Below are 18,571 nucleotides of genomic sequence, written 5' to 3'. Positions count from 1 at the left end.
TGATCTCGGTAGCACTGCGCCGCCTGTCTTGCCGCGGCTGCGCGTTTGGCGAATGGCTTCCCCCACTCCGTCGCTGCTCCGCAGCGCCACTTCTCCCCCTCCGGAGGGAGAGGAAGGGAGCCTCCCGGCATAAGCTCGCGCCCTTCCTCTCCCCCGTCGATCGGGGGAGAGGTGTCGAGCGAAGCTCGACGGAGTGGGGGCGACCTTCCCTTGAAGCAACGCTTCCGCTTCACCGTCGCGCGTTGCTGACCGCCCCATAAACCGGCGTATCAATCCCCTCCATCCGCGCCTTGATCTGCAGCGCCACATATTTCGAATAGAAGCGCGAGAGCGCCAGATTGCCGCCGTGGAACCACAGCGCTTCCTGTGCCGTCGGTTTCCACATGTTGCGCAGTTCGCCCTGCCATGGCCCGGGGTCGCCCTTGACGCCGGAGCCGAGGCCCCAGCACGGGCCGACCCTGTCGGCGACCTCGCGCGAGACGATTTGCGCCACGGTTTCGTTCATCGACTGATAGCCGGTGCAGGCGATGATGGCGTCGGCTTCAAGCTCGCTGCCGTCCTCGAAGAGAATGCCTTTCGCGGTCAGCGACTTGATCGCCACGCCGCTGCGGATGCCGATCTTGCCGTCGATGATCAGGTCCGAGGCGCCGACATCGATGTAGTAGCCGGAGCCGGTGCGGTAGGCCTTCATCAGCAGGCCCGTCTCGTCGTCGCCGAAGTCGAGGGCGAACCCGGCGGCGCGAAGCCGCTCGTAAAAAGCCGCGTCGCGTGCGCGGATGACGTCGTAGAGCGCCCGCTGGCCCTTGGGCACCAGCGCGAAGGGCGTCGAGGCGACGATCATGTCGGCCTTTTCGGTGGTGATGCCGCGCGCCAGCGCGTTCTCCGAAAAGATCTCGAAACCGACTTCCATCAGCGTGTCCGATTTGACCACGGTCGTCGGCGAACGCTGGATCATGGTGACCTCGGCGCCGCTTTCCCAGAGATCGACGCAGACGTCATGCCCGGAGCTCGCCGCGCCGATGACCGCGGTCTTTTTGCCGCGGAGCTTCTCGCCGCTGGAATACTGGCTGGAATGCAGCAGCTCGCCCTTAAAGTCACCGGCGCCCGGCAGGTCGATCGGCCGCGCCGGACCGTAGGCGCCGGTGGCGAAGACGATGTGCTTGGGCTTCAGCGTGATGTGCTGGCCGACGCGGTCCACGACCACGGTCCAGACCTTCTCGGCCTCGTCATAGCTGGCGCTGACGCATCTGGTGGCGACCCAATAGTTGAGCTCCATGACGCGCGTGTACATTTCCAGCCAGTCGCCCATCTTGTCCTTGGGCGTGAAGACCGGCCAATTGTCGGGAAACGGAATGTAAGGCAGATGGTCGTACCAGACCGGATCGTGCAGCACGAGCGTGCGGTAGCGCTTGCGCCAGGAATCGCCCGGCCGGGCATTCTTCTCGATGACGATCGAGGGCACGCCGAGCTGCCTGAGCCGCGCGCCCAGCATGATGCCGCCCTGGCCGCCGCCGATGACCAGGCAATAGGGCTGCTCGGAAGCGCCAAGCTCGCGGGTCTCGCGCGCGCGCGCCTCCGACCAGGTCTCGCGCTCCGGGTCGGCCTTGTGGCGCACGCCCAGCGGCCGCGTCGCGCCCTTGCGCTCCTCGAATCCTTTCAGGTCGGTCATTGCCGTGAACAATGTCCGGCAGCGGCCGTCGCGCAGGCGCATGATGCCCTGGCCCGAGGCCACGGCGGTCTCGAAGGTGAACCAGGCCTCGATTATCCCCTCGTCCGAGGTGGCTTCGCCGGTGAGCTGCCATCTTGCCGGCCGCGTCGCTGCCAGCGTCGCCTTCAGCATGTCGGCGATCGCCTCGCGCCCTTCCATCGTGGTGACGTTCCAGGTGAAGGTCAGGAGGTCACGCCAGTAGCAATCGTCGACGAACAGGTTGGCCGCGGCCGCTATGTCACCGGCTTCGAGCGCCTTGTCGAAAGCGCCGAGCCATGCGGCTGCCTGTTGCGATGGTGCTATTTCGAGCATTTGTTTCCCTCTTTTTCGCGTTGGCGCTGTCCGGTGTTCCCTTCTCCCCTTGTGGGAGAAGGTGGCCTCGCGGAGCGAGGTCGGATGAGGGGTGCTCCAGCTCGGCACGGCCGGCACTCCGTCACCCACCCCTCAACCGTCTCGGCGCTGCGCGCCGATCCACCTTCTCCCACAAGGGGAGAAGGAAAAAACGTCCTAATCCCCGAGCGGCTCCATCTCGTTGCCGGTGCGGTGGATCTGGGCATTGTATTTGATGCGGCGGACCGTCTCGCGGGCCGAGCCGTCGAGCTTGTAGGCGGCAGCCACCGCCATGAGGTCGATCATGGCCAAAAAGGCGAAGCGCGATGCCGTCGGCTTCAGCGTATCGGGATATTCCGGCACCGCTACGGTCAGCCTGACGTCGCCGACGCGCGCGAGCTCGGTGTCGGGCGCCGTCACGCAGATGGCATTGGCGCGGTAGTGCTTGGCGAGTTCGACCGCCTCGATCACCTCGCGCGTGCGCCCCGTCGCCGAAATGGCGATCACCAGGTCGCCGGGCTTCAAGGTCGAGGCGGTCATGCGCATGAGATAAGGGTCGCATTGCGCGCTGATCGATATGCCGTAGCGAAACAGCCGGTACTGCGTTTCCTGCGCCAGCGCCGAGGAACTGCCGCCCAGTCCGAACACCGTAACCTGGCGCGCCTTGGCGATCAGCTCGGCGGCCTTCTGCAGCTGGACCGGATCGAGCTGCCGCTCGGCCTCCTGCAGCGCCCGCCGCGCTTCGCCGAACACCGCGTTCCAGAACGGCATGCCGGTGTCGTTCTCCCTGGCTGGCGAAGTGTCCAGATAGAGCGCGCCGACGACGAGGCTCTGCGCCAGCTTCAGCTTGAAATCACGCACGCCCTCGCAGCCGATGGCGCGGCAGAAGCGGGTCACCGTCGGTTCGCTGACGCCGGCACGCTGGGCAAGGGCGGCGTTGGAGGCATCGACCGCGTATTTGACGTCGTCGAGCACGACATCGGCGACGCGGCGCTCGGCCGGACGCAGCTCGGCATAGGTATCCTTGACCAGCGAGATGATGTCGGGAATGCGCCGCACAGGCTCACCCCCGTCCGCCTCGCCATCCGTCATCAGGTTTTCCCGGCTGTCAGCTTCGGTCATGAAGTGGCCTTCCCTGGTCCCTTGTCGACCTCTTACCATGCTTGCACGCTGTCGTTCCATGTGCACGGCCCCGCTGCAACTGCTGCGTGCCGTTGCGGCATGTCACCCGGCTTTGCCCATCTGCAACGCCCGCCTTGTTGTGCCACTTTTCCCGAGTATGTAGGAAAGCAACACGCATTTCAAGATAAAGAAAAGACAATGAAAGCAGACATATAGGGGAATAGGCGGCTCTCAACGACGGAACGATCGCGCTCTTCGCTTGACACCAAAGTAGGATAGTTACACACTGACTTTGGCAGTCGATTGGACGCACTCTCCGAGGGGCGGATGAACGCGGGCGAAACAACAGCGCCGAAGCTTGGTGTGCAGGCAGCGACCAAGATCTATCACACCGCATCCGGCGACCTCCTGGCGCTGGACCGCTGCAGCCTCGACATCCACGCCAATGAAATCGTTTCGATCGTCGGCCCGTCCGGCTGCGGCAAGACCACGCTTTTGTGGTCGATGTCGGGCTTGCACAGCCTGACCGGCGGCGAGATTCGGCTCGACGGCGTCAAGATCACCGGGCCGCATCCCGACATCGGCATCGTGTTCCAGGAAGCGAACCTGCTGCCTTGGCGCAATCTCGATGCCAACATCCGCTTTCCCTTCGAGATCAAGGGCGAGAAACCAGACCGCGCTTGGATCGCGCATCTGCTCCACCGCGTCGGGCTCGACGGTTTCGGCGGCAAGTTCCCGCGCGAGCTTTCGGGCGGCATGCAGCAGCGCGCCGCGATCGTGCGGGCGCTGGCGCCAAAACCCTCCGTGCTTTTGATGGACGAGCCGTTCGGCGCGCTCGACAGTTTTACCCGCGAGGAGATGAACCGTCTCGTCGAGGAGATCTGGCTCGACACCAAGACCACCATCGTCTTCATCACCCACAGCATCGAGGAAGCGATTTTCCTCTCCGACCGCGTGGTGGTGCTGAGCGCGCGCCCCGGCCGCGTCGCCAGGGAATACCGCGTGCCGTTCGCGCGGCCGCGCTCGCTGGAGATCATGGCGACGAAAGAGGTTTTCGACCTCACCAACCGGATCAAGATGGACATCGTCGGCGAGCGCGCCAGGCCGAAGGCACCGGAACAGGAACGCGCCAGCGCCGAGATCGTGAGGATCAGGCCGTGAGCGACGCCATCCCGGAATTCTCCAAATCCAAATCGGGTGCCAAGTCCGGCGATGGGCAGGACGTCAGCCTGACCAATCTCTCGGCCTTCGCCAGCGGCCCCGGCATCAAGTCGGGCAAGGAGGTGGCGGCGATCATAGCTGTCGCCGTAATCATAATCGGCGGCATCGAATTGGCGCTGCGCCTGTTCCATGTGCCGCTCTATATCATGCCGCCGCCAAGCTCGATCGCCTATGCGCTGTTCGACGAGTTCCCGCTTATTGCGCCGCATCTCGGCTATACGCTGGTCGAGCTGGTTTCCGGCTTCGCCATCGGAGCCGTCGTCGGCCTGGTGCTGGCCGCCGTCATCACCCAGTTTCCCTTCGCCGAAAAGATCGTCGCGCCCTACATCCTGCTTCTCGTCACCACGCCGATGCTGGCGCTGGTGCCGCTTTTGATCCTTCGCTTTGGTTTCGGCTACACGCCGCGCATCATCGCGGTGGCGCTGGCCGCCGGGCCGATGGTGATGATAAACGCAGCCACCGGCTTTCGCCGCGTCGACAGCGCCAAGATCGCGCTGGCGCGCTCCTACGGCGCCAGCACCTTGCAGATATTCTGGAAGATCCGCGCGCCGATGGCGCTGCCTATGATCCTGGTCGGGCTGATGATCGGCGCCATCTTCGGCCTGCTGACCGCAGTCGGCGCGGAGATGGTCGGCGGCGGCTTCGGCCTCGGCAACCGGCTCACCACCTATTCGTCGATGATCCAGATGCCGCAATTCTTCGCCGTGGTGCTGATCCTGTCGACGCTCGGCATCCTGATCTACGTGCTGTTCTTCCTGATCGGCAAGAAATGGGCGAGCTGGGAGGCTTGAGCACGAGATCATGAACGCCCCGGAGTGGGCGAGGAGCGGGCGAAAGCCATCGATCAACAAGAAGGTCAATCAACAAAAGGGGAATGCCATGACCGACCAGAACTCATTCCAGACGGCGACAAGAACGGGCATCAGCCGCCGCACCTTCCTGCAGGTGACGGCAGCCGGCGTCGTGACCGCCACCGCGCTCGGTGCATCGGGCTTGAAGGCCAGGGCGGCGGCCTATGAGAAATTCACCTGGATCTCGCCGCGCGGCACGCTCGAAGTGCTCGACGACTATCCTTATTGGGCAGCCAAGAAGGCAGGCTATTTCGATGGGCTCAGCACCGACATGCAGCCAGGCCCGTCAGACGGCACGGCGACGGTGAAGTTCGTCGATGTCGGCCAGGCCGATATGGGCTTTCCCTCGCCCGGCGTGTTCTCCTTCGCCATCCAGAACGGCATGAAGCTGAAGTCGGTGTTCCACATGGGCGCGCGCGACACGTTCTCCATCGCCTTCCGCAAGGGCGAGGGTACGAACGACTTGAAGAAGCTGGAAGGCAAGACCATCCTGCTCGGCTCCGCCGCCTGGCAGTCGATCACCGATCCGCTGCTCGCCGCGCAAGGCGTCGACATCAAGAAGGTCAAGTATGTCGAGGCCGGCTGGCCGACGTGGGGCACCGCGCTCGCCGGCGGCCAGGGCGACGCTGCCTTGTCGTGGGAGGGGCTGCGCGCCGAATGGATCGCCAAGGGGCTCGACTTCGAATACTGGCTCGGCGTGAAGAATTCCAAGCTGCCGGCCAACACCTTCGTCGTGCGCGCCGCCGATCTCGAAGATCCCGACAAGAAGGCGTTCCTGGAAAAATATCTGCGCGGCTGGGCGATGGGGCTGGAGTTCGGCTACCAGAACCCGCGCGCGGCGGTCGAAGCGGTGTTCGAGCAGTTCCCCACGCTTGCCAAGAACCTTGGGCCCGAGCTCGGCACCACCTCGATCCTGCAGCAGATCAACGTTTTCCGCGGCGACATGGACAAGCGCGGCGGCTGGGGCTCGCACGACATGGCGAGCTGGCAAGGCTTCTTCGACGAGATCCACAAGATCGGCCAGATCACCAATCCGGTGAAGGCCGAGGATGTCTGCACCAACGAGCTGATTCCGGCCGCCAACGACTTCGACAAGGCCAAGGTCAAGGCCGATGCCGACGGCGTCAAGCTGACGGAGGGCTTTGCCGCGCTCGATGTCGAGAAGATCAAGGCGCATCTGTTCGATTCGGCGGTGAAGTAAGGGTTGCAAAAGAGGTCATGTCGTTCATTGCCCTGTCTTGGCTCCTTTCCTCTCCCGCCGCGAAGCGGTGACGGAGTGGGGGAAGGCGCTCGCCAAATGCGTAATCGCCGCAAGGCAGGCACAATCTGGCGAGCAACCTCAGGCGCACGGCGAAGGTCGACCCCCACTCCGTCGAGCTTCGCTCGACACCTCTCCCCCGATCGACGGGGGAGAGGAAAGGGCAGGCGGATGAGGGGCGGCGCCAACCTGAAGTGATTGTTCTGGATGCCCAGGCGCGGCAGCAGCTCGCCAGGTCCTATCAAAAAATTGGGAGGCTGAATTGGCCGACAAAATAAAAGTGCTGGTGGTGGGCCTCGGCAATATGGGCGCCTCGCACGCCAGCGCCTATCACCGCTCCGACGGCTTCGAGATCGTCGGCATCATGAGCCGCTCGATCAAGAGCAACAAGAAGATCCCAGCCGAATTGTCCGGCTATCCGCTTTACGAGGATTTCGATCAGGCGCTTGCGGAGACCAGGCCGGACGCCGTGTCGATCAACAGCTGGCCCAACACCCATGCCGAATACGCGCTGAAGGCGATAGCGGCCAACTGCCACGTGTTCATGGAAAAGCCGCTCGCCACCAACATCGAGGATGCCGAGAAGGTCGTCGCGGCAGCGCGGGCGAAGAACCGCAAGCTGGTGCTTGGCTATATCCTGCGCGTCCACCCGTCCTGGATAAAATTCATCGAGGTCGGCAAGACGCTGGGCAAGCCGCTGGTGATGCGCCTCAACCTCAACCAGCAGAGCAGCGGCAGCGCCTGGCACTGGCACAAGAACCTGATCGACTCGCTGATCCCGATCGTGGATTGCGGCGTGCACTATGTCGACGTCATGTGCCAGCTCACCGGCGCCAGGCCCGTGCGCGTGCACGGCATCGGCGCGAAGCTCTGGGCGGAAGCCGACAAGCAGAATTACGGCCATCTCCACGTCACCTTCGATGACGGTTCGGTCGGCTGGTACGAGGCAGGCTGGGGCCCGATGATGAGCGAGACGGCCTATTTCGTGAAGGACGTGGTGGGGCCGAAGGGCGCGGTGTCGATCGTCGCCGGCCAGCAGACGAGCAGCGCAGCGGAAGCGGCGGAGGTGTCGAACTCGGCCGACATCGACCGCCACACCAAGACCGACGCGCTGAAGATCCATTATGCGGCGGTCGACGCCGACAAGAACTTTTCGAAACCCGACGAGATCGTCAGCATGGAAGACGAGCCCGGCCACCAGGAGCTCTGCGACCGCGAGCAGGCCTTCTTCCTGCGCGCCATCCGCGAGGATCTCGATTTGACCGAGCAGATGGACGCCGCCGTCAACAGCCTGCGCATCGTGCTCGCCGCGGAACAGAGCATCGAATTGGGGCGCACCGTCGAGCTGGCGTGAGACAAGCGCGCTGCTGGGGGCAGCAGTTTCAGGTCGGTGCCCCTCACTCAGCCCTCTCCCGAGAAGAACGGGAGGCGGTCGCCAGCATCAGAGCGCTTTCCTTCTCCCCGTCATGACGGGGGAGAAGGTGTCGGCAGGCGGATGAGGGGCGGCGCCAACGTCGGCCCGAAGCGATAGCTCGGGCGCGGCGCGAGGCAAAGATTGGGAGGAGAGACATGGTCACCGACAGCCTGCTGAAAACCTATGCGAACTCCGATGCGCTGGACCTTGCCGACTTGGTGCATCGGGGCGAGGTTTCACCTGCGGAACTGGTCGAGGCGGCGATCACGCTGGTCGAGCAGCTCAACCCGGCGCTGAACGCGGTCATCCATCGCCTCTACGACATGGCGCGTGCCCAGGCGCAGACGGTCGACAGATCAGCACCTTTCGCCGGCGTGCCGTTCCTGCTCAAGGAACTGGCCTCGTCCTGGACCGGCGCCCCGAACACCAACTCTTGCCTCTACCTGAAAGATGTCGTCGCCGATTTCGACACCGAAGTCGTGCGCCGCATGAAGGCGGCGGGGCTGGTGCTGGTCGGCAAGTCGAACGCGCCGGAGAATGGCTGGTCGATCACGACCGAGCCAAAACTCTACGGCGTGACCAGGAACCCGTGGAAGGAAGGCATCACGCCAGGTGGCTCGAGCGGAGGCGCGGCGGCGGCCGTTGCTTCGCGCATGGTGCCGATCGCCGAGGCCAGCGACGGCGCCGGTTCGATCCGCATTCCGGCCTCCTGCTGCGGCATCGTCGGGCTGAAGCCGTCGCGCGGCCGCGTCAGCCTGGCACCGTTCGGCGACTATTGGTATGGCGGCGCCTATTTCCTGTGCTGCTCGCGCAGCGTGCGCGACACCGCGGCCTATCTCGACGCGCTGGCCGGCGCCTTGCCGGGCGACCCCTATACGCCGCCGGTCCCCGACGCCTCCTGGCTCAGCCTGTCGTCACTGGCGCCGAAGAAGCTGCGCATCGGCTTCACCGTCACCCCGCCCAACGGCACGGCCATCGATGCGGAAGTGAAGGCGGCCGTGCTGGCCACCGTGGCGGCGCTGGAGCGGCTGGGACATGACGTCGAGGAACACGACATGCCGCTCGATGCCGATGCCATGTGGGCCACCTACACCAACATGACCTGCGTACAGACGGCGGCGACCTTCGACTATCATGAAACGGTGATCGGCCGGCCGGTGACGCCTGATGATGTCGAACCGGTGACCTGGGCGATCATCGAACGCGGCCGTGCGACCAGCGGCACCAGGCACATTTCCGATGTCGAGCAGCTCAGGCAGGTCGGCCGCGACATCGTCGGCGACCTTTCGCCCTACGACCTCTTCATCACCCCGACGCTGACGCAGCTGCCACGCCCGTTCGGCTATTACGACATGTCGGAGACCGACATCGACCGCTACAACGCCAAATGGACGGATGCGGCGTTCGCCTTCCCCTTCAACATCTCAGGCCAGCCGGCCATCTCGCTGCCGCTCGGCTGGTCGAAAGACGGCGTACCGATCGGGGTGCAGCTTGTCGGCCGCTACGGCGACGAGGCGACGGTGCTGGCCGCGTCGGCGCAGCTCGAGCGGGAAATGCCGTGGAGGGACAGGCGGCCGCCGGTGAGCGGTTAATCGCTCGCGGCAGGGCACCCATCGCCGAGTTCTGTGGCGCCCCCCTCTGTCCTGCCGGACATCTCCCCCTCAAGGGGGGAGATTGGAAGTTTCGGCGCCGGCTCATCTTGTTCTTGCAACGTTGAAAATTGGCGAAAGCGGGAGCGATAATCGATCTCCCCCCTTGAGGGGGAGATGCCCGGCAGGGCAGAGGGGGGCGCCGTAGGGCGCTGACAGTGACACCGTCACGATCCCGCCCTCGCTATCCTATCCTCTCCAACCGCCTCGGCAGCCGGTTCATGGCGACGGGCCCGTCCGGCGTGATCAGGAACTGGTCCTCCAAGTTGAAGCTGGCGAGGCCGTCGATGTAGAGCGGGATCTCGAAGGCCAGCACCATGCCGGCTTCGACCACGACATCGCTCTCGGCCGCGATGAACGGCCATTGCTCCGAAAACACAGACTGCCCGACACCGTGGCCGAAATGCCCACGGCGGTAGGAGCGCAGGCCTTGCCGCGTCAGGCTGTCGGTGGCGGCGCGGTGCACATGGCCGAGCGAATTTCCCGGCACGAGTGCCGCCAGCCCGTCCTCGAAAGCGCGCTCGGCGATCGCGTGCAGTTCGACCTGGTCGGCGGAAGCGGGACCGAAAGTGAAGTTGCGCGACATGTCGGACGCATACCCGCCGACCGTGCAGACCATGTCGCATTTCAGCGGATCGCCGGGCATTGCCTTGGCATCGGCACCCTTGGCCCGGGCGCCGAGCGTCACATATTCCGCCGTCGCGACCGGATGGGAGAGGCCCGCCGCCGCCGCGGCCACGCCTTGCCGGTAGAGCGCGACGAGATCGGCCTGGCGCATGCCTGCCATCGCATCGACCTGCAGCCGCTCCAGCCCTGCTTCAGACAGGATAATGCCTTGCTGCAAGAGCTCGATCTCGCGTTGCGACTTGATCGCCCGCAGCCGATCCAGCACCGGCGAGCCGTCGATCATCCGGCACTGCGGCAGCAGCGCCTGCATGGCGGAAAAATCGGCGGCTGGAACAAAGCCGAGATCGATGCCCAGCGTTGCGCGCTCCAGTCCGAATTCGGCAAGCAAGGCTTGCAGCTGGCGCACCGAGCCGGCGAGATCGAAGGTGGCCGGGCGCGCGAAATCCGGCGCGCGGCCAAGCGAGACAAGGCCAGCCTCGATACGCTCCGCCAACGGGCCGCGGGTTCCCGTCTCGACCGGCGCGAATTCGATCCAGATCGGGTGCGAACGCACAACTGCTTCGGGCGCGGCGATCCGCAACTGTCCCGCACTGAAATCCGCGACGACGACGCCGATCGGCAGGTCCTGCCGGGCCGGGATGACAACGAAGCCGGCGCCGGCACGCCGGAACAGTCCCGCCGGTCCGATCGACGCGCCGGTCGCATAGTGGAAGGCCTCGGGCGCTGAGAGCACCAGCGCCTGCAGGCCGGCGCGTTGCATCAGTTGCATCGCGCGCTGGCGGTCGACAAAGCCGGTCATGGTTCTCTCCGGATGGCTGAAGCGACATCGGCTCCTCGTATCCTTGCAATCCCGGACGGAAGACTCCCACGGCTTCCCGGAATTTTGCCATGTGATGCCACTGTCGCCGCTTCGCGGCAGGCTGTCCATAGGCCGGCATGGTTGCGGGCGTCTCGCAAGGCGATTAGGGCGCAAACGCCAAAATACAGCAGCGCGTGTCCTTTTATGCGCGCCGGCGACGCTGTAGTACTTTGTCCCTGCGCGGAATTGCTTCGAAGCAAGGCCGGCGCGACAAGAACAGATCCCGCTTTGGGAATTCAATGCTGGACGGGCTGGCCCGGTTGGCCGGCGCGAGGAGGAAAACGGACACATGGCTGACAGCGGTGCGAAGACGGAAACGGCGGGCGAGACCTTGCCGCTGTTCTATTCCAGGCCCGCGGCGCTCAATCCGGCGCGGCACGGTTCGCTCGGCCTGACGGCGCGCAGCGATTTCTCCTTCGCCCGCTCGGCGCATGCCATCCCGGTGGTGGCCTCGGAAATGCCGGCGGCGATGCGCTCCTACCCGATCGTTTTCATCGGCCCCGCCAAGGCGCCCGTCATCATCACCGGCCTGCGCCAGGACGAGAACCTGTTCGTCGAACCCGACGGCAACTGGGCCGGGCCGCACTACATCCCCGCCTATGTCCGCCGCTATCCCTTCATTCTCGCCGACGATCCCAAGCAGCCCGGCCGGCTTACGCTGTGCGTCGACCGGGCGAGCGAGCGCGTCATCGACCAGCTGCTGGCGCCGTTCCGCGACGACAAGGTGCTGCCCTTCTTCAGCGGTAACGAGGCGACCGAGGCGACGAAGCAGGCGCTCGCCTTCTGCAACCAGTTCCAGATCGACTTCAGGGCGACCCGCGAGATGGTCGACAAGATCGACGCGCATGCCCTGTTCGCGCCGCGCCAGAGCAAGGTGACGCTGGAAGGAGGCGAGGTGCTGAACCTCACCGATTTCCAGGTGGTAGACGAGGCCGCCTTCAACAGATTGAGCGACGAGGCCTTCCTCGACCTGAGAAAGTCAGGCGCGCTCAGCCTGCTCTACTGCCACCTTGCCTCGACCAACAGCTGGACGTCGCTGGTGCATCAGGCGTCGCTGCGCAAGGCGGAGGGGGCGAAGAGCGCCTGAACAACCCATGCCGAGATCCTTCGCGGCGCGGCTGGTGAACAAGGTTCGGCGCTAAGCCGCGGCCCGCCTGTCGTGCCGCCCTTCCCTGATCTCTTCCGTGAGCTTGTCGCAGAAGGCGTCGAGATCGCCGGGATTGCGACTGGTGACCAGCCCCTGGTCGGTGACGACCTCGCTGTCTTGCCACAGGCCGCCGGCATTGATCACGTCGGTCTTGATCGACTTGTAGGATGTGACGCGGCGGGCTTTGATGATCCCGGTCTCGACCAGAAGCCAGGGCGCATGGCAGATCGCGCCGACGACCTTGTTGGCCGACCAGAACGAACTGATGAAATCCAGCGCCTTGCGCTCGACCCGCAAGAGGTCGGGATTGATGACGCCGCCGGGCAGAACGATCGCATCGTAGGCATCGGCACGGGCCTCGTCCAAGGTCTTGTCGACCGGAACTTCGCGGCCCCAATCCCTGTGGTCCCAGCCCTTGATCTTGCCGCTTTCGAGCGACACGATTTCGACCTCGGCGCCGGCCTGGCGCAGCTTGTTCAGCGGCACCTCAAGCTCGGACTGTTCAAAACCATTCGTCGCAAGGATGGCGACGCGCTTGCCGGAAATATCCTGCATCGTTTTTCTCCATGATTGGATTGGATGCAGGGCTAACGAGCCTGAACCGGTACCGTTCCTCGCTGTAACCTTATGTGACCGGAGGGATCTGTGGTGCGCTGTACTGCACCACGGGTCTCCTTTCCTCATCAGCTCTCCTTAGTGAAGGACTGTTACCCTTTTCGTGTCTCAGACTCGGGGTGCACTACGAAATTCTGCTCGCGGATCGCAGCCGCGCAGCAAACGTACAGGCCGCCCGCCGCATCCGGTTTTCTTCCTAGAAGCGGGGGCAGGCAGGCGGCCCTTCATGCCAGCGGCTTACTCGATGACGCGGGCTTCACCGACATCTGCGGCCGACGGATCCAGCCCGTAAGCCTTGAGCGCTTCGGCGATAGCGCCGTTCTTGCGGTAGACATCGAGCGAAGCGTCGACCGCCTTAACGAAGCCCTCATTGCTCTTGTCCAGCAGGAAGGCGGTCTGCGACGGGTTCATGGTCGCATCGATGCGCGGATCCGGCTTCAGGACATGCACCTTGTAGTTCTGCCCTTCGTTCTGAATGACAGCGGAGCCGAAGCCGTCGAGCGCCGCCTCAATACGACCGGCATGAAGATCCTGGGCGAGGTTCAGCGACGATGGATAGGTCTTGGAGCCTTCGTAGAGCTTCTCCATGTCCTGGACCCACAGATATCCTTCCACGGTGCCGACCTTCTTGCCCAGCAGACCGTCGACGGTATCAATGCCGTCGGTCGAGGTGACGGACAGTTGGTCGAGATAGACCGGCGTGGACAGAGCGACGACCTTCGCGCGGGCGGCGGTACGATAGAAGCCGCCAAGCGCAATGTCCGCGCGCCGCGACTGAACTGCGGAAACCGCGCCTGGATATGTGAAGATCTCATACGTGATCTCGAGGCAATTCTCCTTGGCAAAACGCTTCACGAGATCGCCGTCGATACCCGCGATGCCGCCGTCTTTTTCGAGCGAATACGGGGCGGTGTTGGTGAGCGCGACGGTGAGTTTGCCCGCCGACACGGTTTCGAAAGCATGCTCCGGCTTGCAATCCTGTGCGGACGCGACGCTGGCACCCATGGCCGTGGCAATGGCTGCGGCCGAGATGATCTTACTCCAATTTTTCACTTTGCTCTCCTCTGACATTGATGGTTTTTGATTGCAGGTCAGCCGAGATGGCTGCCCAGCCTACGTTCGGTGTACGAGACCAGCCACCCGAACGGGACGGTGATGGCGAGATAGAACAGGCCCGCCAGGATCAGGACATCGAGGTAGAGGTAGGTGGCCGCACCCACGCGATAGGCGCGCGCCAGAAGTTCGGGGATGGCGATCGTGTATGTAAGGGCCGTCGCCTGGAAGATGAGAATGGCAAAGCCCATCAGCGCGGGTATTGCGAACAGGATTCCCTGGGGGATCACCACGAAGCGCAGGATGTCCCGGCGGGTCATGCCGAGCGCCAAGCCCGCCTCGATCTCACAATGCGGAACCGCGTTCAGACCGGCCCGAAGGATCTCGCTGGTGTAGGCGCCCGTCGTTAGCGCCAACGCAATCACGCCAGAGGTGAAGGCACTTACGGTCATCCCCGAAGCAGGCAATCCATAGTAGACCATCTGCAGGACGACGAGTGCGGGCGCGCCGCGCCCGATCTCGACAAGTACCACCGCGAAATAGCGGACGAGCCTGTTTCCAGAGGAGGAGGCAAGCGCAAGAACGAGACCGATAGGCAATCCGAACAGCAGCGCCAGGCCCGCCAACTGGAGACTGACAAGAACTCCTTGGAAAAGCTGGGGGGACCAGTCCAGCCAGTTGGCCAGCATCTCGCTCATTTCGCTTGCCCCCTTGAGCGCAGCCGCTCGTCCACGGCGCGTGCCAACACGACAACGGGTATCGACAGCGCGATGTAGAGAAGCGCCGCGAAAATGAACGGCATGAAGCTGCCGCCTCCGCCTTGAGCCTGCTGCGATGCGTACATCATCACGTCGCGGACACCGATCGTGGAGGCCACGGTCGTGTCTTTGAGCAGGCTGACAAGAAAGGTCGCCATGGGCGGAACCGAGACGCGCAGGACCTGCGGCGCCAGGATGTAGCGCAGCGTATCCAGGCGCGTCATACCGAGCGCCGTGGACGCCTCCCGCTGGCCCTTCGAGAGGGCCAGGAAGCCACCCCTGTAGATTTCAGCGAGATAGGCCGTTGATACCAGCCCCATACCCAGGATGGCAGCCTGATAGGAACTGAGAACGATCACTCCGCTGCCCAATCCGAAGAAGATAATGAACAGCCAGACGATCGGCGGGATTCCCCGGACAACGTCGATGTATATGCGCGCCGGCATGCTTAGAAGGAGCCACCGGGACCGTCGCATCAGCACCAGCGGCACGGCTGCGATGGCCCCGACTGCGAAAGCGCCGAAGGTCACCAGCAGCGTGGCCGGAACGCCTCTGAGCAGTGAAACCAGCAGGTCGATCATCTGCGATCGACCACGGCACGGAAGAACTGCCGCGTGCGCGGCGACGACGGGTTGCGGATCACGGCATCAGGCGGACCCTGCTCGATGATCTCTCCATTGGCCATGACGATCACGCGGTCGGCGACGTCTGCGGCAAAGGCGATCTCGTGCGTGACGATGATCATTGTCATGCCTTCCTGGGCGAGCTCGCGCATCACGGCCAACACCTCAAGCCCGAGTTCGGGATCCAGGGCGCTCGTGGGTTCGTCGAAGAGCATCACCTTGGGGTCAAGAGCCAGGGCGCGTGCGATCGCGATACGCTGCTGCTGGCCACCCGACAGGCGCGCCGGGTAGGAGTGCGCCTTGTCCGTAAGGTGTACGCGTTCGAGCAATTGGGCGGTGCGCGCGTCCGCCTGCTCCCTGGTGCGCCCCAGAACCCGCATCTGCGGCAGCGAAATGTTGCGCTGCACGGTCATGTGCGGAAACAGGTTGAAGGACTGGAAAACCATCCCGGTGGAACGTCGGAGCCTCAACAGCTCTCCGGCGGACAGATTGCGGTCGACCGAAAACCGGATGGCGCCCACTTCGAGGGTACCGGATGACGGCTGTTCGAGCATGTTGATCGCACGCAGCAGCGTGCTCTTCCCCGCGCCGCTGGGTCCGACGATCGCCACGACCTCGCCGCGCGTAATGTCGAGCGAGACGTTTTTCACGGCGTGATGGCCGCCATAGATCACGTTGATGTTCTTGATGCGGACGATGTTTTCTGCCTCGGGCATGGCTTCTTTGTCCTTGCGCTAACGCCGGTGTCCTACTGGTCAAGCCGCCGCGGTATGTACGGCGGGGACGTTTCTTTCCGGAGTTGGAGCGAGACTCTCGGTGCCTGGGATCGATGCGGGAGAGCCCTTGAGCACCCAGTCCGCGACGATCAGGCCTATCACCGGCGCGAGCTGTATCCCGTAGCCGCCCGCACCGGCCGCAGTGATCAGACCGGGCTCGGACTGATCGACTGGTCCGACATAGGGACGGTGGTCGGCGGTGACAGGGTAGAGGCCTGCCCAGCCCCGGCCGAGCCGGGCGCCCGGCAGATCAGGCACGCGCTCGATCAGCATCTCGGCCAGCATGACCTTGGACCCTTCCTCGCACTGCTCGTTGTAATTGTCCGGATCCTCGGGCGAGGGCGAGCTTACCTTGTGTATCTCGGCGATGAGCTCGCTCGCTTTCTCGTGCCGAAAGTTGAGTCCGGTGCCCTGCCCGTTCACCAGATCCATGACCATCGGCATTGTGTAGGGAAGCGGCGCGTCCAGGTGGATTGTCAGCGCCTCGTGGCGCTCGGGGCGGATGTGAAGCGTCTGTCCAAGCATCTCGGCAACGCGTGGCGCCCAGGCGCCTGCCGCATTCACGACGAAGTCGCAGCCGATCGGACCCTTGCTGGTGTCCAACCGATAGCCACCGGATGTCCGCGCGACACCAAGCAGCTTGCGGAACTGGAAAACCTCGGAGCCGAGCTTCTTCACCTCTTGCGCCAGCAACGTGCACATTTCGTGGGGATCGAGGAAGCCGTCGTCCGGCCCGAAGATGCCGCCTTCGAGCCCATCTGAACTCAAGTGCGGCACGAGCTGCTGGAGCTCGTTCGCCTGGTAGACCCTGGATCTGAAGCCGGCATTGCGCTGGATCTCCACCGAGCGGGCGAACAGTTCCATCTGCTCGGAGGTGCGCGCCAGACGCAGATAGCCGATAGGGCTGAAGCCGAGACCGAGGCGCTCCTGCCACCGGCGGATGCGGTGCACGGATTGCATGCGCAGCTGGATCTCGAACGGATCCGTCAGCTGTGTACCAACGACCCCGACCGAGCGGCCGCTGGATCCTGACGCAATGGATTGTGCGTCGATGACGGTGACGCGAGCGCCCTGTTCCGCGAGCGCGTGCGCAGAGCACATGCCGAGTGTGCCCGCACCGATGACGACGACGTGAGGAGAAGCTGTCATGTGACTTCCATCTGTTGCTGCGTCGTCCCGTGCCGGATGGATCCGGCGCCGGACGCGCTACGTCATTGCTTTGCGATTGCTGCGAGGGCGCCGTCGATTGCGGAAAGGATCTCGCGTGCGTCTTCCTCGGTCATCGAGGTGGAAAGCGCGAAGAGTCCGTAACTCGCCGAAAGCACGCCGCGGTCGAGCAGACCCTTGTGGAACAGGTCGAGCTTCGCGCGTTCGGACGCACCCGGATAGACCGACCGATAGTCCGTGATCGGCAACGCCGTGAAATGGACTTTGAAGAGCGAGCCGAGACCGACGCACTGCCCGTTGAGGCCATGGCGGGCAAGCGAGGCCGTGATGCCGTCGCGAAGCAGGCTGCCGATAGCGTCCAGATGCGCGAAGCTGGCCGGGGTCAACGCGCGCATCGCCGCCAGACCGGCTCGCATCGTCACCGGGTTCGCGGTGAAGGTGCCGCCATGCGGCAATGCAGGCTTGCCTCGCGTTGGATCGAACACCGCCATCACGTCGGCGCGGCCGCCGACGGCGCCGACCGGGAACCCTCCGCCGATGATCTTGCCGAGAGCCGTCAGATCGGGCGTGATGCTCCACAGGCCCTGCGCCCCCGAATAGCCAAGGCGGAGCGAGATCACCTCGTCGAAGATCACCAGCGAGCCGGCGGCATGAGCGATCTCGACCATCGCGTCGAGATAATCCTTCCGCGCGGGAATAAGTCCGGCGCGGTTCGGCATCGGGTCGATCAGAACACCCGCTATCGAGTCTCCATGCGCGTCGAAGACGGCACGCAGCGCCTCCGTATCGTTGAACGGCACCGCGATGACGTCGTCGAGAACTCCCTTCGGCGTGCCTTTCGCGTATGCCGTCGAGGCAGGCATGTCGCCCCAGTTGGCGGGCGAGCTGTCCAGGCTGACTTCCGCGAAGTCGTAGGAGCCATGGTAGGCACCTTCGATCTTGACGATCTTCGGCCGTTCGGTGAACGCCCGAGCCGCCTTGATCGCCATCATGACGCCTTCCGTGCCGGAGTTGGCGAAGCGAACCTGCTCGACCGACGGGAGGCGCTCCACCAACAGTTCAGCAAGATCAAGTTCGCTCTCGGTGGGCGCTCCGAAAGCCGATCCCCGGGGCATCTGGTCCACCACCGCCGCCGTGACGGCGGGATGGCCGTAGCCATGGATCATGGCCGTGAAATTGTTGATGCAGTCGTAGTAGACGTTTCCATCGACGTCCCAGACGCGGCAGCCCTCGCCGCGCTGGGCATAGATCGGAAACGGGTCGATGAAGACCGTTGTCCGGGTGTTCCCTCCCGGCATGACCTTGCGGGCCCGTTCGAACATCTCGCGGGATTTCGACATTGAATCTGGATAGTGGCGCATAATCTTGTAAACCGATGAAGGAGACAGCCTTG

16 protein-coding genes are annotated in these 18,571 nt (G+C 64.1%); 6 read left to right on the top strand and 10 right to left on the bottom strand.

The features are described from left to right. Nucleotides 1-229: 229 nt before the first annotated feature. Both FJ443_RS02540 and FJ443_RS02535 read right to left on the bottom strand, forming a co-directional pair. Nucleotides 230-2,020 carry an NAD(P)/FAD-dependent oxidoreductase gene (locus tag FJ443_RS02540; protein WP_140662653.1) on the bottom strand — a complete coding sequence of 597 codons (1,791 nt, stop codon included), beginning with the start codon at nucleotides 2,018-2,020 and terminating at the stop codon, nucleotides 230-232. Nucleotides 2,021-2,215: 195 nt separating this feature from the next. Beyond that, nucleotides 2,216-3,160 (bottom strand): MurR/RpiR family transcriptional regulator, encoded by a 945-nt coding sequence (locus tag FJ443_RS02535; RefSeq protein ID WP_140563895.1) that lies wholly within the window; start codon nucleotides 3,158-3,160, stop codon nucleotides 2,216-2,218. Nucleotides 3,161-3,487: 327 nt separating this feature from the next. Here FJ443_RS02535 and FJ443_RS02530 point away from each other — a divergent pair, with 327 nt between their 5' ends. From FJ443_RS02530 to FJ443_RS02510, 5 genes are all read left to right on the top strand, one after another. After that, nucleotides 3,488-4,321, top strand: a complete 834-nt coding sequence (locus FJ443_RS02530; protein ID WP_140492079.1) for an ABC transporter ATP-binding protein — start codon at nucleotides 3,488-3,490, stop codon at nucleotides 4,319-4,321. Beyond that, nucleotides 4,318-5,172 (top strand): ABC transporter permease, encoded by an 855-nt coding sequence (locus tag FJ443_RS02525; protein WP_140492076.1) that lies wholly within the window; start codon nucleotides 4,318-4,320, stop codon nucleotides 5,170-5,172. The genes FJ443_RS02530 and FJ443_RS02525 overlap by 4 nt, the downstream gene beginning before the upstream one ends. An 88-nt stretch (nucleotides 5,173-5,260) precedes the next feature. Then, nucleotides 5,261-6,433 (top strand): ABC transporter substrate-binding protein, encoded by a 1,173-nt coding sequence (locus FJ443_RS02520; protein ID WP_140554766.1) that lies wholly within the window; start codon nucleotides 5,261-5,263, stop codon nucleotides 6,431-6,433. Between the two features lie 319 nt (nucleotides 6,434-6,752). Further along, nucleotides 6,753-7,844, top strand: coding sequence for a Gfo/Idh/MocA family oxidoreductase (locus tag FJ443_RS02515; protein ID WP_140662651.1), 1,092 nt, complete (start codon nucleotides 6,753-6,755; stop codon nucleotides 7,842-7,844). Between the two features lie 215 nt (nucleotides 7,845-8,059). Then, complete coding sequence (locus tag FJ443_RS02510; protein WP_140662649.1) at nucleotides 8,060-9,496, top strand: amidase; 1,437 nt, start codon at nucleotides 8,060-8,062, stop codon at nucleotides 9,494-9,496. 241 nt (nucleotides 9,497-9,737) lie between these two features. Here the strand turns inward: FJ443_RS02510 and FJ443_RS02500 are convergent, their stop codons facing one another. After that, complete coding sequence (locus FJ443_RS02500) at nucleotides 9,738-10,979, bottom strand: Xaa-Pro peptidase family protein (protein ID WP_140662647.1); 1,242 nt, start codon at nucleotides 10,977-10,979, stop codon at nucleotides 9,738-9,740. 349 nt (nucleotides 10,980-11,328) lie between these two features. Between FJ443_RS02500 and FJ443_RS02495 the strand changes: the two genes are divergently transcribed. Then, entirely contained in the window at nucleotides 11,329-12,126 is a 798-nt protein-coding gene (locus FJ443_RS02495) for a SapC family protein (RefSeq protein ID WP_140662645.1), read from the top strand. Between the two features lie 51 nt (nucleotides 12,127-12,177). On the opposite strand, the gene FJ443_RS02490 is transcribed toward FJ443_RS02495, so the two are convergent. The 7 genes from FJ443_RS02490 to FJ443_RS02460 form a co-directional block, all read right to left on the bottom strand. Further along, nucleotides 12,178-12,741 (bottom strand): type 1 glutamine amidotransferase domain-containing protein, encoded by a 564-nt coding sequence (locus FJ443_RS02490; protein WP_140492038.1) that lies wholly within the window; start codon nucleotides 12,739-12,741, stop codon nucleotides 12,178-12,180. A gap of 297 nt (nucleotides 12,742-13,038) precedes the next feature. After that, nucleotides 13,039-13,854 (bottom strand): transporter substrate-binding domain-containing protein, encoded by an 816-nt coding sequence (locus FJ443_RS02485; protein ID WP_181168305.1) that lies wholly within the window; start codon nucleotides 13,852-13,854, stop codon nucleotides 13,039-13,041. Nucleotides 13,855-13,892: 38 nt separating this feature from the next. Next, nucleotides 13,893-14,552 carry an amino acid ABC transporter permease gene (locus FJ443_RS02480; RefSeq protein WP_140524523.1) on the bottom strand — a complete coding sequence of 220 codons (660 nt, stop codon included), beginning with the start codon at nucleotides 14,550-14,552 and terminating at the stop codon, nucleotides 13,893-13,895. After that, nucleotides 14,549-15,193 (bottom strand): amino acid ABC transporter permease, encoded by a 645-nt coding sequence (locus FJ443_RS02475; protein ID WP_140492029.1) that lies wholly within the window; start codon nucleotides 15,191-15,193, stop codon nucleotides 14,549-14,551. Before FJ443_RS02475 ends, FJ443_RS02480 begins: the two co-directional genes overlap by 4 nt. Next, nucleotides 15,190-15,951, bottom strand: coding sequence for an amino acid ABC transporter ATP-binding protein (locus FJ443_RS02470; protein ID WP_263483292.1), 762 nt, complete (start codon nucleotides 15,949-15,951; stop codon nucleotides 15,190-15,192). Before FJ443_RS02470 ends, FJ443_RS02475 begins: the two co-directional genes overlap by 4 nt. Nucleotides 15,952-15,990: 39 nt before the next feature. Beyond that, nucleotides 15,991-17,160: an FAD-binding oxidoreductase gene (locus tag FJ443_RS02465; RefSeq protein WP_140662641.1), complete on the bottom strand. Its 1,170-nt coding sequence runs from the start codon at nucleotides 17,158-17,160 to the stop codon at nucleotides 15,991-15,993. 62 nt (nucleotides 17,161-17,222) lie between these two features. Then, nucleotides 17,223-18,518 (bottom strand): aspartate aminotransferase family protein, encoded by a 1,296-nt coding sequence (locus FJ443_RS02460; protein WP_246675015.1) that lies wholly within the window; start codon nucleotides 18,516-18,518, stop codon nucleotides 17,223-17,225. Between the last annotated feature and the right edge of the window lie 53 nt (nucleotides 18,519-18,571).

It is taken from the genome of Mesorhizobium sp. B2-6-1 (genome assembly GCF_006440475.1).
Taxonomy (GTDB): Bacteria; Pseudomonadota; Alphaproteobacteria; order Rhizobiales; family Rhizobiaceae; genus Mesorhizobium.
The sequence above is the reverse complement of the archived record's forward strand: the minus strand, read 5'-3'. Positions and strand labels throughout refer to the sequence as shown.

Coding starts and splice junctions, on each gene's coding strand:
- FJ443_RS02460 (WP_246675015.1), bottom strand. CDS start 18,518: ATGTCGAAATCCCGCGAGATGTTCGAACGGGCCCGCAAGGTCATGCCG.
- FJ443_RS02530 (WP_140492079.1), top strand. CDS start 3,488: ATGAACGCGGGCGAAACAACAGCGCCGAAGCTTGGTGTGCAGGCAGCG.
- FJ443_RS02500 (WP_140662647.1), bottom strand. CDS start 10,979: ATGACCGGCTTTGTCGACCGCCAGCGCGCGATGCAACTGATGCAACGC.
- FJ443_RS02490 (WP_140492038.1), bottom strand. CDS start 12,741: ATGCAGGATATTTCCGGCAAGCGCGTCGCCATCCTTGCGACGAATGGT.
- FJ443_RS02465 (WP_140662641.1), bottom strand. CDS start 17,160: ATGACAGCTTCTCCTCACGTCGTCGTCATCGGTGCGGGCACACTCGGC.
- FJ443_RS02520 (WP_140554766.1), top strand. CDS start 5,261: ATGACCGACCAGAACTCATTCCAGACGGCGACAAGAACGGGCATCAGC.
- FJ443_RS02535 (WP_140563895.1), bottom strand. CDS start 3,160: ATGACCGAAGCTGACAGCCGGGAAAACCTGATGACGGATGGCGAGGCG.
- FJ443_RS02495 (WP_140662645.1), top strand. CDS start 11,329: ATGGCTGACAGCGGTGCGAAGACGGAAACGGCGGGCGAGACCTTGCCG.
- FJ443_RS02540 (WP_140662653.1), bottom strand. CDS start 2,020: ATGCTCGAAATAGCACCATCGCAACAGGCAGCCGCATGGCTCGGCGCT.
- FJ443_RS02475 (WP_140492029.1), bottom strand. CDS start 15,193: ATGATCGACCTGCTGGTTTCACTGCTCAGAGGCGTTCCGGCCACGCTG.
- FJ443_RS02510 (WP_140662649.1), top strand. CDS start 8,060: ATGGTCACCGACAGCCTGCTGAAAACCTATGCGAACTCCGATGCGCTG.
- FJ443_RS02480 (WP_140524523.1), bottom strand. CDS start 14,552: ATGAGCGAGATGCTGGCCAACTGGCTGGACTGGTCCCCCCAGCTTTTC.
- FJ443_RS02470 (WP_263483292.1), bottom strand. CDS start 15,951: ATGCCCGAGGCAGAAAACATCGTCCGCATCAAGAACATCAACGTGATC.